Origin of the sequence: Corynebacterium sp. HMSC073B01, assembly GCF_001838255.1 — a bacterium.
Lineage (GTDB): Bacteria > Actinomycetota > Actinomycetes > Mycobacteriales > Mycobacteriaceae > Corynebacterium > Corynebacterium jeikeium_D.
Genome location: NZ_KV836153.1, coordinates 61,775 through 76,102, shown reverse-complemented (window position 1 = coordinate 76,102; position 14,328 = coordinate 61,775). Strand labels below are relative to the sequence as shown.

The window sequence follows — 14,328 nt, the reverse complement described above, 5'->3', positions numbered from 1 at the left end:
GAGTGACTGCCCTAAATGAGTCGACGCTGGTTGTCATTCCCACTTTCAACGAGCGGGAAAACCTGCCGGGCGTGATTGCACGCCTGCGCGCAGCGGAGCCTCGCGTCGACATTTTGGTTGTCGATGACTCTTCACCAGACGGCACCGGTGAGCTCGCCGATGAAATCGCTGCCGCTGACAAGTCGGACAACAACGGCGAAGAGCACATCTACGTCCTGCACCGCGAGGGCAAGGGTGGTCTCTGGGGTGCGTACCGCGCGGGCTTCGCTTGGGGTCTCGAGCGCGACTACGAGGTTCTCTGCGAGATGGATGCCGACGGCTCCCACGCACCAGAGCAGTTCCATCTGCTGCTGGAGAAGCTCGAGGACGGTGCCGATGTCGTCATCGGTTCCCGCTACATTCCGGGCGGCAAGACCGTCAACTGGCCAATGAGCCGTCAGGTTCTCTCCCGCGGCGGCAACCTCTACATCTCGCTGGCGCTCGGCGCGGGCATCTCGGATATCACCGCTGGCTACCGTGCTTATCGACGGGAAGTTCTCGAAACCCTCGATCTCGACAACATTGGCAAGGCTGCGTACCTGTTCCAGACCGAGCTCGCTTTTGAGGCTGTACAGGCTGGCTTCTTGGTGGAGGAGGTTCCGATCACCTTTACTGAGCGCGAGTACGGCGAGTCCAAGATGGATGGCAGCTTTGTGAAGCAGTCTCTGCTGCAGGTCACCAAGTGGGGATTCAAGCACCGCTCTCAGCAGGTAAAAAACCTGGGGTCGGAGATTGGTCGCCTGGCTGGTCACGAGTTTAAGCAGCGATTCCGCAAGTAGGGCTAGGGCAGCCCCAAAGATTGCGGCCTGCCCGTGTGGAGACGGGCTGCCTGTATGACTGCGGGCTGCAAATGTGAATACGGGCTGCCTGTATGAATGGGGGCTGCAAATGTGAAACTGTCTTAGTTTATGACAGTTTCAAGCCATTTTTCAGGCCATTTTTGTCATAAACGCAGTCAGTAACTCGGATCGGCCCGCCGCAGCCAGGCACCAACAAAAAACGGGCCCGAATAAGGAGCAAAACCTTATCCGGACCCATTTTGCAGCATGTAATTCACAGCTGCAGCGCCCTAAAGCTCACTAGCGCAAGCCAGCTCAAACCTTAAGCGTTCTTCTCTGCTTCTTCGGCTTCCTTCTGAGCCTTCAGCAGGCGAGCGGCGTTACGACGACGCTTGCGCAGCAAGTCAACACGCTCATCCAGCAGCACGTCGAGCTCCTCGATGGAGCGGCGCTCACGGAGCATGTCCCAGTGAGTCCTCGGCGGCTTCACCGGCTTGGCTTCAGTGCCTTCGCCTTCAACCAGCTCACCAATTTGGCCATTCTTGCACAGCCATTCACCTGGAATTTCCGCGTCATCCGCGAATGGGACCTCGAAGATCTCACCGGATTCAGTGCGGTAGTGGACCATCATTCGCGGCGCGAGGTCATGATCGCGATCGGTCTCATACGAAACGGCGCCCATGCGACTGCCACGAAGAACTCGATCTGCCATGTGGAACGTGCCCCCTTTGGTAGAAATACTAGACCACACATTATAACGCCTTAGTCAGCATTCATGCCATAATTGACTTCTGTGTCAGATCAAAAGCCGAGCACAACTACCGCCAATTGCCAGTGGTGTGGCCGCGAAATGGAGGTCGCTATCCGCGGTCGCCGTCGCAAGTTCTGCAGCCAAGCCTGCCGGCAGCGCGCGTATGAAAAACGCACTGGCGTAGCAAAAGGCGCTTCCAGGCCGATTGCCGAGCGAATCAATTCGGATCTCACGTTGAAGACCGCCACCGATGCCACGAGCAGGCCGGCGGACGATGACGTCGTAAAGCGAATAGGGGACGGGCTCTTCGAAGTACGTTGTCTCGCCGAAGACTTGCGCACCGCGCTTGACGACGGCATGGAGACTGCCGTCCTGCAGGAGATTACGCAGGAATTGATTATGAAAACGCGTGAGGTGGAACGGTTTATCCCATAGCGGATTAAAAGGATAGGATGAGCACTATGAATTCTGGTGTCCGTAAGTCAATTATTACTTTGATAGCCGTTGCAGTTGTTGCGCTCGCAATTGTTATTGTGGGGCCAGTTTTGTATCGCGTTTTCACGCATGAAGGGGTGCGTACTGGGGATTTCGAGGCCACGGAGCTGCCTGCAGCAACGACTGATGCGAATGGCACCTGGAAGATTGTCGGTGGCAATAACTCACAGAACACCTCCGTTGGTTTTACTTTTAACGAGGTACTGCCGGGCAGCAGGCGGACGACGTCCGGTTCCACTCACGATGTCACCGGTGAGCTGAAGGTTGCTGACAACAATCTTGAGGACGCATCCGTTGTTGTTGATATGGCAACTCTGACTAGCGATATTGAACGTCGTGACATCAATGTCCGCAACAATATTTTCAGTGTTGAGCAGTACCCAGAAGCTAAATTTGAGCTTGCAGAGCCGCTCGATATTTCAAACATTCCAGATAACGGCCAGTGGGCGAATATCGAGATTCCGGGACGCCTGACCATCCGCGGTGTCACCAATGATGTCACCGTGCCGATGAAGGCCGCTCGTACCGAAAACCTGGTTTTGCTGTCGGGCACTCTGCCAATCAACCGACTGGATTACAACGTGCGCCTGCCACAGTTTGTAGCTGCATCCATCGAGGAAAACGGCGAACTCAATCTACGCATTGTCGCAGAGAAGCAGGACGCGTAGGACGGGTAGGTTTCGCGGCTGGCAGGCACCGCCATCTAAAGAAAATCGCAGTAGCGCTAATCCAAAGAGGCTTATAGCCAGCGAAAATACACCTCGATTCGTCACTGTGACGCAATAAAGCCATTTAGTCACACACCACAGAAATCCTGCCAAAAACAATTTTGGTAGACCAGTTGGGAGTCACAACGATATGAACACCTACGAAGCAATGTTGCTCGCACGAAAGGTGCGAATGGTACTACTGATTATCTTCATTGCATTCGTGGCCTACAAGGGCGTGTGGTGGCTCGTGGCTGTCGGCATACTCCTGATTGGCATGACGCTGTGGCAGAACAAGAGGCTGCGGGAAGAGATTGCCGTCCGCAACGCGGATGAGCTTGCAGCGAACGCCAAGGACAATGAGCAATAATCCCGACGGCATAGATCAAGCGCCAAGATAGAACACGGCAGCAGAAAAAGCGGCGGCGAAAAAGGCGACAGTCCTGGAAATTCAGAAAACCCCAGGGCCAACCACTTTCATTATTTGTCCGATAATATACATTATGACATTTTGGCCTAAGGGTCCCGTCCTCCCCATTACCGCCGATGCGCCATTACCGTCAGGTCTAACCAGCCGACCAGCCAGTCAGAATGAACCGCCAACCCGGACCGCTTTACTCACTCAGCAAACAACTATTTTTCGCTACACGTCTATTCAGGAATTTTTAGTAAGATTTCCCGCATGCCTGAACTCTCAGACACATCCAGCAGCTCAGACAGACCCAATGCGTCCGACACATCAGATAGATCTGGCTCGTCCGACGACCCAGAGCCTCGCGCCAACGTTGGCGGGCTCTCTGTAGCCGCAGTAAGCGCAATCACCGCAGCAACCGCCGCAGCATCCCCAGCGAACGCAGCGAACACTTCAGGTGATGCCGCGTGATTGTATCCGCACTCATCGTCTTAGCGGTCTTTCTATTCCTCGTTTTCGCCAACGCAATTTTCGTTGCTGTCGAGTTTTCCTACCTCACGGTTAACAGGAACGATGTCAAGAAGGCCGCAAACGCCGGCTCAAAGTCCGCATACTTAGTAGACCGTGCTCTATCACGCACCTCTACAAACCTCTCCGGCGCACAGCTGGGAATTACGGTCACCAGCCTCGTCGCTGGTTTCCTTACCGGGCCTTCCCTCGGCGTGCTCCTCGAAGCCGCATTTGGTGGCACTAGCATCTCTCCCGCCACCGTCACTGCAATCAGCACTACGGGCGCTTTCATTATCGCGACTTTCACTCAAATGGTCTTTGGCGAACTCGTCCCCAAAAACTGGGCCATCGCCGAGCCCGCTAAAGTCGCAAACCTGGTGGTCAGGCCACAAAATGCCTTTATGTTCGCATTCGGCTGGCTGGTCTGGCTACTCAACAGCGCGGCTAATTGGGTGCTAAAACGGCTCGGCTTCTCCCCTGAGGAAGAGGTCGCCAGTGCCAGGACGGCGGAGGAACTCCGTGCCGTCGTCACGCGCTCTAGCGATGAAGGAAAGATTAACCCGCAGACCGCCGAGTTGGTGGCGCGATCGATCGAGTTCGGCGAGCGCACGGCGGCTGATGTGATGACGCCACGCACACAGATCATCTTTATCGAAGATCAGAGCGTCGCAGAGATGCTGACGGTCGTCGCAGATTCCGGGCACGCCCGCTTCCCCGTCGTCGGCAACAGCGTCGACGACATTCGCGGCGTGGTGCACTACACCGATCTGCTCAGCGTGCCACACGCACAACGCTTGACGACGTCGGCTGCGAGCCTGGCCAAAGATGTACTCGTGGTAAATGACTCGACCACACTTGATTCGCTGATGCGTCAACTGCGTGAGGATGCATACCAGTTCGCAGTGGTTGTCGATGAGTACGGCGGCACGGACGGCATTGTGACGTTGGAGGATCTCGTCGAGGAAATCGTCGGTGAAATTGACGATGAACAGGACGATCGTTCGTTGCTCTACAGCCGGATTAGCCCCAATACGGTGATTGTTTCCGGTCTCATGCGCCCTGATGAGTTGGGAGAGATCCTAAACCTGGTCCTGCCGGAGGGCGAAGAATCCGACACTATTGGTGGATTTATCACCGAACGCTTGGATCGCATGCCTCGCTTCGGCGACACGATTACGGTCGAAGCCACCGACCACGAAAACCTCGATGAGGAGAACTTGCCTACCACCGCTGAAGTTGCTTTTCGAGTCGAGCGCATGGCGCGTCACCGCGTTGGCCGTATTCGTGTCCAGGTGGACCTCGCCGGCAACAAGGTCACGCGCACGGATGAAGGCGCTGACCAGGACGGCACCAGTCACAACCACGTCGAGCACAACAGCGAAAAGGAGGGCTAGAACATGCCACTACTTACTCTTATTTTGCTGTTGGCCCTCAATGCCTGGTTTGTCGCCGCTGAATTTGCGATGGTCTCGGCTCGCCGCGATCAAATTGAACCGGATGCCGTCAGCGGCTCTACCAGCGCAAAGTACGCGCTGCGCGGTATCGAAAACGTGTCGGTCTCCCTGGCGGCAACACAGCTGGGCATTACCGCCTGTTCCCTGCTCATCGGTGCCGTCGGCGAGCCTGCGATTGCGCACTTCTTCGAGCCCTACATGACAGCGCTGGGACTCCCCGCGGGCACCGCCCACGTGGTTGCGCTGGCGTTGGCGCTGCTGATTGTCACTTTCTTACACATGGTTGTCGGCGAAATGGTGCCGAAGAACATCGCTATTGCGGCTCCCAGCCCGACGGCGAAGTTCGTGGCTATTCCGCTGTATGTGATTGTGCGGGTACTCAATCCGGTTATCTGGGCGATGAATACGACGGCGAACATCGTGGTTCGCAAGATTCTTCGCGCCACTCCGAAGGACGAGGTCGATTCCTCCTTCACCGCTAGTCAGGTGCAGGATTTCGTCGCCGAGTCCGGGCGTCAGGGCCTTCTCGACAATGACGAGCTCGCGCTCCTCCACAAAGCTCTCGGCTTCGAGCATCTCACCGCCGCGGATGTCACTATGCAACTCGACACCCTCGTCACCATTGGCCCCGACGCCACTGTCGCCGACATCGAAGAGCTCAGCGCACGCACGCGCTTTTCCCGCTTCCCCATCACCGATGCCGATGGCAGCTTCATCGGCTACCTTCATGTCAAGGATTTGCTCTCGCTTGACGACGGTCACCGCGACCGACCCTTCCCGCGGAATCTGATTCGCACCTTCGCAAGCGTCAGCCCGGATGCCAAGCTCCAGACGGTCATGCGGCTGATGCAGCGCGAGCAGGCTCATTTCGCCTTGGTGACGGAGGAAGATAGTACTTCGGAGAACTCTGTCAACGGAATCGTTGCGCTGGAGGACGTACTAGAAGAGCTCGTCGGCGAAGTCCGCCAGGCAACAGCCTAGCGAGTGCGCCGACGAGCCCCGTCGATTCCAGCTGGTTACTTGCTGCTGAAAGCTTGTTAGCTAATTACTTCAGTGCAGCCAGTGCGGAGTCGTAGTCCGGCTCCGTGGTGATCTCATCGACCAGCTGGTTGTAAATGACCTTGCCCTCTTCGTCAGTGACGACTACGGCACGAGCAAGCAGGCCAGCGAGCGGGCCATCCTGCTGGACAACACCGAAGGCTTCGCCGAAGCCGTGGCGGAAGTCCGAGGCAACCTCAACGTTGTCCAGGCCTTCTGCAGCGCAGAAGCGGCCGAGAGCGAACGGCAGGTCACGCGAAACATTAACTACGACGGTGTTGTCCAGCCCAGCAGCGTCCTCGTTGAAGTGACGCACCGAAGCTGCACAAACACCAGTATCTACGGACGGGAAGATGTTGTAGACGACCTTCTTACCAGCGAAGGTCTCATTGGTGACCTCCCCGAGGTCACCACCGGTGAGGGTAAACTCCGGAGCCTTGTTGCCCACCTGGGGCAGGTCTCCGGAAAGCTGGACTGGGTTGGACTGAAATGCGGTTTGTGTCATAGCGCCCTTTTTACCGCCTTTCGTCCGGATCCTCCAGGCTGTTTCCTGGAAATCAGTAGAATCGTGACAGAAATGAAATTCCGGGCCGCAGTATCTTGAGCAATCTTGCGTACCTTGCGGTCCGGGCCACGCTATTCAGCGGGCCCCACGTTTAAACTCCGAGGAAAGGCAGCCATGAGTTTGATTACCGCAATTGTGTCCATCGATGTCGAAGCTGACAAGATTCCGGAGGCCGCCGAGACCATCGTCGAGATCGACGGCGTGACTGAGGTCTACTCCGTTACTGGTGACTGGGACTTGGTCGTCGTGGTGCGCGCAACTAATCACGATGATTTGGCGGAAATCATTCCAAATCTCATCAGCAAGGTCGACGGTGTTATTCGCACTCAGACTCAGCTGGCTTTCCGCACCTACTCTCAGCACGACCTGGAAAGTGCATTCTCCATCGGGCTGGAGTAGCCGCGGATTCTTCCACCGAGCCGTGCGGTATGCGGGAGCTACTTAACCACTTCCGCCATCGCGCGGCCTGCCTGGCGGCCACTGAAAATACAGCCGCCCAGGAATGCACCTTCCAGCGCGTTGTTGCCGTGAACGCCACCGCCACCGAAGCCAGAGGCCTCGCCTGCAGCGTAGAGCCCCTCAAAAGGTGTTCCGTCCGGGTGCAAGCACTGGCCGTCGAGGGTGGTCTCGATGCCACCGAGCGTCTTGCGGGTCAGCATGCGCAGACGAATAGCAATCAGTGGGCCGTTCTTCGGATCCAAAATCGGTGATGGCGGCACGGAGCGGATGATCTTGTCCCCGAGGAAGTTCCGGGCCACGTTGACGTAATTGACCTGGTAGTCCTTGGAGAAGGGATTACCGGTCTGCATATCGCGCTGACGAATCTGCTCCTCGAGCTTCTCCAGGTCAATCTTCGGCGCTGCGGCTCCGGACTCCCCGCCCGAGCTCGCCTCCACAATCTCGTTCATCCCCTCGACCAGCTTTGGCAGATCGTCGGCAACCACCCAGTCTTCGCCGTTATCCATAAACGCCTGAATAGGTGCGGCAACACCAGAGGTCACCTTGCCAATCAGCTTCTTGATCTCCTTGTCGGTCAGATCCGGATTCTGTTCTGAGCCAGAGAAAATAAACTCCTTGCCCACGATGTTCTTATTCAGCACAAACCAGGAGTACGAGTGTCCGGTGGCCAGAATGTGCTTCATCGTGCCGACAGTATCCGCGCCCGGAATATATGGCGCTGGCAGGCGATTTCCTTCTGCGTCAAACCACATGGCCGACGGCCCCGGAATGATACGGATACCGTGATTCGGCCACACGGGATTCCAGTTCTTCATGCCCTCGGTGTAATGCCACATGCGGTCACGGTTGACGAGGTTTGCGCCGGCCTGCTCTGCAATCTCAATGCCACGGCCGTCAACATGCTCTGGCACACCGCAGACCATGTCCTTCGGCATCTCGCCCAGACGCTCGGTCGGCCAGCACTTACGCACGGCTTCCAGGTTGCCGCCAACACCGCCCGTCGCAATGCACACGGCCGACCCGCGGATCTCAAAGTCCTCCCCTGTTTCCTCGCGTGACGACGCCACTCCTCGCTCTAAAGATTCACAGGGAACCAGAATCTTGCCACGCACGCCGGCGGCGCGGCCATCTTCCACAATCACCTCGTCAACGCGGTGGCGATGGCAGTATTCCACCAGCCCCTTCTTCGCAGCTTCAGCGACCGGCTCTGCGAATACGCGGACGATTTCGGGGCCTGTGCCCCAGGTGAGGTGGAATCGGGGTACCGAGTTGCCGTGACCGTCGGCACGCCCTTCACCGCGCTCAGCCCACCCGACGACAGGCAGGAACTTCACGCCGAGATTGCGGAGGTAGTCACGCTTCTCCCCTGCCGCGAAGTTCAGGTAGGCCTTGGCCCACTTGCGTCCCCAGTTGTCTTCCTCGCGGTCGAACTGCGCGGAGTTGAACCAGTCAGCTTCAGCGAGCTCGCGGTTGTCCTTGACTCCGAGGCGGCGCTGCTCTGGCGAGTCGACGAGAAAGATTCCTCCCAGCGACCAGAAAGCCTGTCCGCCGAGGTTGTTGGCATTCTCCTGGTCGACAAGGATGACCTTCTTGCCGGCCTGCGTGGCCTCATACGTCGCGACCAATCCGGCAAGTCCGGCGCCGACGACAACAATGTCTGCAGTACGTGTGGTGCTCTGTGCGTTCATAGTTTCGTTTTTAGACCCTAAACATCGCCTTTGAGGTGGTTTTGCCTAAAAACGTGATTTATTTTTACAGGCTTTATTTATCTGGCGAATTTCCAACGCGCCCGGAGCTGCCCACTGCTAGTGAGGCCTGCGTGGCGCATGCACGAGCTCGACCTGTACGAGCGTGACTTTCTCTGCGCGCACGAGCGCTTCAAACAGCGACAGATAGTAATTCCACATCCTCCGGAACACTCTGTCGTACCCGATACCAGCGGCTTCGCGCGCATGCGCCGCAAAGAAATCTCGCTGGAGCTGCAAGGTCGTCGCGAAGTGCGCCGGAATGTACTCTTCCGCCGCGATGCGCAGGCCGGTTTCCCGGTCCACCATCTTGCGCAGCTCTTCTACAGTGAAAAGCTGCAGCTGCGGCCACACGTAAGCGCGTACGAGGTCCAAGCTGCGCTCGGCGAGCGCATCGAATTTGTCCGTCGCTACCACCATTTGGACGACGATGGTGCCGCGGTCGACAAGCAGACGCTCGGCGCTCTTCAGCCAGCGCAGCGCACCTGCACGACCGAAGGTCTCCAGACGCCCGACGTTGATAACCGCCTCGAAGTCGGATTCGAATTCGCGTGGCGACGGAATGTTGCGATCCATCTGGATCACATCAACCGCGCCGCGCAATCCGGATTTTTCCACCCGTTCCAGCACCGTTTCGGTGTGGTCATCAGAGACGGTAATAACCTCCGCACCCGCTCCCCTCTCTGCAGCTCGAAGGGCAATTTCTCCGCCTGCCGACGGCCATTCGGCCACACGGTCGCCAGCTCGCACTCGAGCCAGATCGAGGATGTGCTCAATATTGCGCACTTGAGCATGCAGAAAATCGGCACGCGCGACGGATTTCGGGGCATCGACATAAGTCACGTCAACTGACCAGTGCGAGGGAACCCCACCCTTGCCAGCACCACGGGCATAGTTTTGAATCTGTTCCCGCGACGAGGTACGCACTCCGGAGGCGAACAGGCCGGAACCGCCCATCAGCAATTCGCCGGAATAGAGCTCCAGCAATGAGGTCGGCAACTCTCCCGCCATATCTGGCCCATCGAGACGCGGACGTGAACGCGCGACTTTCATCAGACCACGTGCCAGCGGCCCCAACGAAGCAATATCAAGCTCGGCGCTGAGCAGTCGGCTGAGAAGCTCTGGCAAATCATCACTGGACCATTCGCCCGCGAGATAGGCCTCCCCCAATCCGAGCCATTCTGAATCAGCTAGTCGAGAATAGAAAACAGAATCAATGACGCTGAAAATGACTGGACGAAACGATTCAGAACTAGTGGGAGATTCACTGCCGCCGCTAGAGCTGGCACCACCGACTCCGTCGATAGCCAAATCGGCGTCACCCGTCGACCGAGTAATGAAGGACTCTCCGACAAACTCACCGGATTCGACCAGTTCAATGCCGTTGTCCTGGCAGAGCCGCTCAAAAGAGCGTTCCATCATTTCGGCACGTTTCGCTAGGAAACGCCCCTCTGGAATACGCGCAACCCGAGGCCATCGCTCTGCGTCAATTGCCTGCCGGCTTGCCGAATTCACCCTGCCCGAACCTCCTAACAATCGCGCCGCATAAAGGTACGAATAACGAACTGAGTTTGCTCTCGAAGCCTACCGCGCAGGGACCCAGAATAGGCGGTGGCGCACCGAGAGGATTACTATTGTGGCTTGCCGGCTAAAAGCCGAATCTAAAACTTCGAGAACTTTAAAGTCTGTGAGGAGAAAATACATGACCGAGACTCCGTACCGCCCGCACTCCGGACGCCCGCACGTGGTCGTCATCGGTTCGGGTTTCGGTGGCTTGTTCGCGGCGAAGAAGTTGCAGGGCGCCGAGGTCGACGTCACTCTCATCGACCGCACTAACCACCACCTGTTCCAGCCACTGCTCTACCAGGTAGCAACGGGCATCCTGTCCTCGGGCGAAATCGCTCCGTCCACTCGTACGATCTTCGACGGTGTTCAGAACGTTCGTGTTGTCAAGGGCGATGTCACCGACATCGACGTCGAAAAGCAGGTTGTGACTTCGGAACTGGGTCACCAGACTTCCAAGTGGGAATACGATCACCTCCTGGTTGCCGCTGGCGCTGGCCAGTCCTACTTCGGCAATGATCACTTTGCCGAGTTTGCTCCGGGCATGAAGAACATCGACGACGCACTCGAAATCCGTGCCCGCATCATCGGCGCGTTTGAGCGCGCCGAGCTGACCAACGATCCGGCTGAGCGCGAGCGCCTACTGACCTTCGTCGTTGTCGGCGCTGGTCCGACCGGTGTTGAGCTTGCTGGCCAGCTGGCCGAGCTGGCTAACCGCACCCTCGCATCGTCCTACCGCAGCTACAACCCGCACGCTGCACGCGTCGTCCTGCTCGACGGCGCACCGCAGGTTCTGCCGCCGTTTGGCAAGCGTCTGGGCCGCAAGGCTCAGAAGTCCCTGGAAAAGATGGGCGTCATCGTCAAGCTGGGCGCGATGGTGACTGACGTCAATGAAGAGGGAGTCACCTACAAGAACATGAAGGATGGAACCGAGGAGTTCATCCCGTCGTTCTGCAAGATTTGGTCCGCCGGCGTGTCCGCTTCCCCGCTGGGCAAGATGATTGCCGAGCAGACTGGCGCCGAGACCGACCGCGCTGGCCGTGTCGTTGTCAACGAGGACATGACAGCTGGCGACTACAAGAACGTCTACGTCGTGGGCGACATGTCCAACCGCGAGAACCTGCCGGGTGTTGCTCAGGTTGCTATTCAGGGTGGCGAGTACGTCGCCGCCAACATTGCAGCTGAGGCCGACGGCCGCGACGTCGCAGAGCGTCAGCCGTTCGAGTACTTCGATAAGGGCTCCATGGCAACCGTCTCCCGCTTCTCCGCAGTGGTGAAGATGGGCAAGGTTGAGGTCACCGGCTTCATCGGCTGGATTCTGTGGCTGGCCGTCCACCTGATGTTCCTGGTGGGCTTCCGCAACCGCCTCGTCTCCTGCGTCAGCTGGGGCCTGAACGTCCTGGACCGCAACCGTTGGCAGATGGTTTCCACCCGCCAGCAGATGTACGCACGCAACGCCATCGACCGCCTGGCCGAGTTCAACAAGGACAAGGCTGAGCAGGATCTGCCGCTGGAGGTTCGCGACACTCGCCGCGAGCACCGCGCAAAAAGGAACAAGTAGTTAACTTGCAGGTGGCCAGATTAGAAAACAGCTAATCACGACAAGCCACCTGCGAGCTTCCTACCAGGCCCGTTACCACCTATAACGATTTGCTACAGCGGCTTGTCGAGTACCGCAATTCGTAGGTTGGTGCGGGCCAGCAGTTTTTCATCTGCCTTGCGGGTGTGCTCAATACGCCACAGTTGCATGGTGCGCCCCAGGTACTCTGGCTCCGCCGTGGTAACGATTACCTCGCCAGCTCGGGCGGAGCGGTAAAAATCGGTGTTGTTGTTCACACCGACGACCGGCTTCTTCGCACCGCAGGCAACGAAACCAGCAATAGAGCCAGCAGTCTCACCTAGCGAGCAATAAACACCGCCATTGGCTAGGCCCCACGGTTGCAGGTGGTCGGGCCCGACCTCGAGCTCCATCTGAATTCGCTCCGGCCCGACATGGACAAACTTCGTGCCCAGCAAGGTATCTAGACCGCCGATTCCGTTATCGCCCAAGGTGCTGTTAAAAACAGCCAGCTCCTCATCGCTCAGCGCTTCCTGGCTAGCCTTCGTCGCCAGTGTCATATAATCGCGCAGCGCCTTCCTCTTCGCCTGCTCGGCGGCGGAAGCTGCAGAGTTAGAGTCCTGTGAACTGCCATTATTCGCAATAGTCTCGTCAGTCATGCCAAACATTGTGCCAGCGCACGCCATCACTCGTGGCAGTTTCAACGTTAAAAGCAGTAACAATTTCTGAGTCCCAGATACAACGAACCCCGGCCAGGCTTTAAGATGGTGGGCATGACCGATAACAATGAACTCGCACAAATTGGTGTCGTCGGGCTCGCCGTCATGGGCTCGAATATCGCACGCAACTTCGCCCACAAGGGACACACCGTTGCCGTGTACAACCGCAGCCCGGAGAAAACTCGCACCCTCATCGCTGAACACGGTGATGAAGGCTCATTCATCCCGTCCGAGACCATTGAAGAGTTCGTCGCTTCGCTGGAGCGCCCGCGTCGCGCTCTGATCATGGTTCAGGCAGGTGCCGCTACTGATGCGGTCATCGATCAGCTTGCCGACGTGATGGAGCCCGGCGACATCATCATTGATGGCGGTAACTCTCTTTACACGGACACCATCCGTCGCGAGAAGGCTATTCGCGCCCGTGGCCTGCACTACGTTGGCACTGGTATTTCCGGTGGTGAAGAAGGTGCTCTGACTGGCCCATCCATTATGCCGGGTGGAACGAAGGAGTCCTACGAGTCCCTCGGCCCGCTGCTGGAGTCCATCTCCGCTCACGTTGATGGCGTTCCGTGCTGTACTCACATTTCCTCCGATGGCGCTGGCCACTTTGTAAAGATGGTCCACAACGGCATCGAGTACGCGGATATGCAGGTCATTGGCGAGGCCTACCACCTGCTGCGTGAGGCCGCTGGCCTCACCCCTGCCGAGATTGCAGATATCTTCCGCGAGTGGAATAAGGGCGACCTGGACTCCTACCTGGTCGAGATTACCGCTGAGGTTCTCTCTCAGGTCGATGAGAAGACAGGCAAGCCGCTGGTGGATGTCATCGTTGATGCTGCTGGTCAGAAGGGCACCGGCCGTTGGACGGTCAAGGCCGCTTTGGACTTGGGCATTCCAGTAACTGGTATTGGCGAGGCCGTGTTCGCTCGCGCCCTGTCGTCTTCCCTTGCTCAGCGTGAGGCTGCCCGCAACCTGCCGTCGGGAAGCCTGGCTAAGGCACCGGAAGATCGCGATGCTTTTGTGGAGCGCGTCCGTAAGGCGCTCTACGCTTCCAAGATCATTGCCTACTCGCAGGGCTTTGATGAGATTAACGCTGGTGCCAAGGAGTACGGCTGGGAGATTGACCGCGGTGCGCTGGCGACCATCTGGCGTGGTGGCTGCATCATCCGCGCACAGTTCCTGAACCGCATCAAGGAAGCGTACGACCGCAATCCGGAGCTGCCGGCGCTGGTACTCGACGAGTACTTCCGTGACCAGGTCACCGAGTGCCTCGACGCGTGGCGCGACGTTGTCGTCACTGCAGCACAGATGGGTATCCCGGCTCCGGTGTTCTCCTCTTCGCTGGCTTACTACGACGGCCTGCGTGCGGAGCGTCTGCCGGCAGCACTGGTTCAGGGGCAGCGTGACTACTTCGGTGCGCACACTTACCAGCGTGTTGACCGCGAGGGTGCTTTCCACACCCTCTGGTCTGGCGACCGCTCCGAGGTTGAAGCGTAGTCTTGAAGTCTGTCGCTTCACGCTCTTGAAGTTAAAA

General features: G+C 57.8%; 14 protein-coding genes. 9 read left to right on the top strand and 5 right to left on the bottom strand.

What is annotated here, in order from left to right; translation table 11 throughout:
• The first annotated feature begins 2 nt into the window (after positions 1-2).
• Complete coding sequence (locus HMPREF2849_RS05060; protein WP_070862681.1) at positions 3-818, top strand: polyprenol monophosphomannose synthase; 816 nt, start codon at positions 3-5, stop codon at positions 816-818.
• Between the two features lie 322 nt (positions 819-1,140).
• Here HMPREF2849_RS05060 and HMPREF2849_RS05055 read toward each other — a convergent pair whose 3' ends face one another.
• Positions 1,141-1,530 carry an RNA polymerase-binding protein RbpA gene (locus HMPREF2849_RS05055; protein ID WP_070862680.1) on the bottom strand — a complete coding sequence of 130 codons (390 nt, stop codon included), beginning with the start codon at positions 1,528-1,530 and terminating at the stop codon, positions 1,141-1,143.
• Positions 1,531-1,611: 81 nt separating this feature from the next.
• Here HMPREF2849_RS05055 and HMPREF2849_RS05050 point away from each other — a divergent pair, with 81 nt between their 5' ends.
• From HMPREF2849_RS05050 to HMPREF2849_RS05030, 5 genes are all read left to right on the top strand, one after another.
• On the top strand, positions 1,612-2,004 hold the full coding sequence (locus tag HMPREF2849_RS05050; RefSeq protein ID WP_241486342.1) for a hypothetical protein: 393 nt from the start codon (positions 1,612-1,614) through the stop codon (positions 2,002-2,004).
• Positions 2,005-2,021: 17 nt separating this feature from the next.
• Entirely contained in the window at positions 2,022-2,732 is a 711-nt protein-coding gene (locus tag HMPREF2849_RS05045) for a YceI family protein (protein ID WP_070862679.1), read from the top strand.
• A 190-nt stretch (positions 2,733-2,922) separates the two neighbouring features.
• Positions 2,923-3,141 (top strand): hypothetical protein, encoded by a 219-nt coding sequence (locus HMPREF2849_RS05040; protein ID WP_016422819.1) that lies wholly within the window; start codon positions 2,923-2,925, stop codon positions 3,139-3,141.
• Between the two features lie 509 nt (positions 3,142-3,650).
• The gene (locus HMPREF2849_RS05035) at positions 3,651-5,087 is read left to right on the top strand and encodes a hemolysin family protein (RefSeq protein ID WP_070862678.1); all 1,437 of its coding nucleotides are present in this window, start codon (positions 3,651-3,653) and stop codon (positions 5,085-5,087) included.
• 3 nt (positions 5,088-5,090) lie between these two features.
• Positions 5,091-6,128: a hemolysin family protein gene (locus HMPREF2849_RS05030; protein ID WP_070604610.1), complete on the top strand. Its 1,038-nt coding sequence runs from the start codon at positions 5,091-5,093 to the stop codon at positions 6,126-6,128.
• A 64-nt stretch (positions 6,129-6,192) separates the two neighbouring features.
• Here HMPREF2849_RS05030 and tpx read toward each other — a convergent pair whose 3' ends face one another.
• Positions 6,193-6,690, bottom strand: coding sequence for a thiol peroxidase (tpx, locus tag HMPREF2849_RS05025; RefSeq protein ID WP_016422822.1), 498 nt, complete (start codon positions 6,688-6,690; stop codon positions 6,193-6,195).
• A gap of 174 nt (positions 6,691-6,864) precedes the next feature.
• Between tpx and HMPREF2849_RS05020 the strand changes: the two genes are divergently transcribed.
• Positions 6,865-7,149, top strand: a complete 285-nt coding sequence (locus HMPREF2849_RS05020; protein WP_005511316.1) for an Lrp/AsnC family transcriptional regulator — start codon at positions 6,865-6,867, stop codon at positions 7,147-7,149.
• Between the two features lie 38 nt (positions 7,150-7,187).
• Here HMPREF2849_RS05020 and HMPREF2849_RS05015 read toward each other — a convergent pair whose 3' ends face one another.
• Both HMPREF2849_RS05015 and HMPREF2849_RS05010 read right to left on the bottom strand, forming a co-directional pair.
• Entirely contained in the window at positions 7,188-8,897 is a 1,710-nt protein-coding gene (locus HMPREF2849_RS05015) for an FAD-binding dehydrogenase (RefSeq protein WP_070862677.1), read from the bottom strand.
• 117 nt (positions 8,898-9,014) lie between these two features.
• The gene (locus tag HMPREF2849_RS05010; RefSeq protein WP_070862676.1) at positions 9,015-10,469 is read right to left on the bottom strand and encodes a class I SAM-dependent methyltransferase; all 1,455 of its coding nucleotides are present in this window, start codon (positions 10,467-10,469) and stop codon (positions 9,015-9,017) included.
• Positions 10,470-10,656: 187 nt separating this feature from the next.
• Here HMPREF2849_RS05010 and HMPREF2849_RS05005 point away from each other — a divergent pair, with 187 nt between their 5' ends.
• Positions 10,657-12,078 (top strand): NAD(P)/FAD-dependent oxidoreductase, encoded by a 1,422-nt coding sequence (locus HMPREF2849_RS05005; protein WP_016422826.1) that lies wholly within the window; start codon positions 10,657-10,659, stop codon positions 12,076-12,078.
• Positions 12,079-12,170: 92 nt separating this feature from the next.
• Here HMPREF2849_RS05005 and HMPREF2849_RS05000 read toward each other — a convergent pair whose 3' ends face one another.
• On the bottom strand, positions 12,171-12,734 hold the full coding sequence (locus tag HMPREF2849_RS05000) for a PaaI family thioesterase (protein WP_236659468.1): 564 nt from the start codon (positions 12,732-12,734) through the stop codon (positions 12,171-12,173).
• Positions 12,735-12,839: 105 nt separating this feature from the next.
• On the opposite strand from HMPREF2849_RS05000, the gene gndA reads away from it, so the two are divergent.
• On the top strand, positions 12,840-14,291 hold the full coding sequence (gene gndA, locus HMPREF2849_RS04995) for an NADP-dependent phosphogluconate dehydrogenase (protein WP_016422828.1): 1,452 nt from the start codon (positions 12,840-12,842) through the stop codon (positions 14,289-14,291).
• Positions 14,292-14,328: the final 37 nt, after the last annotated feature.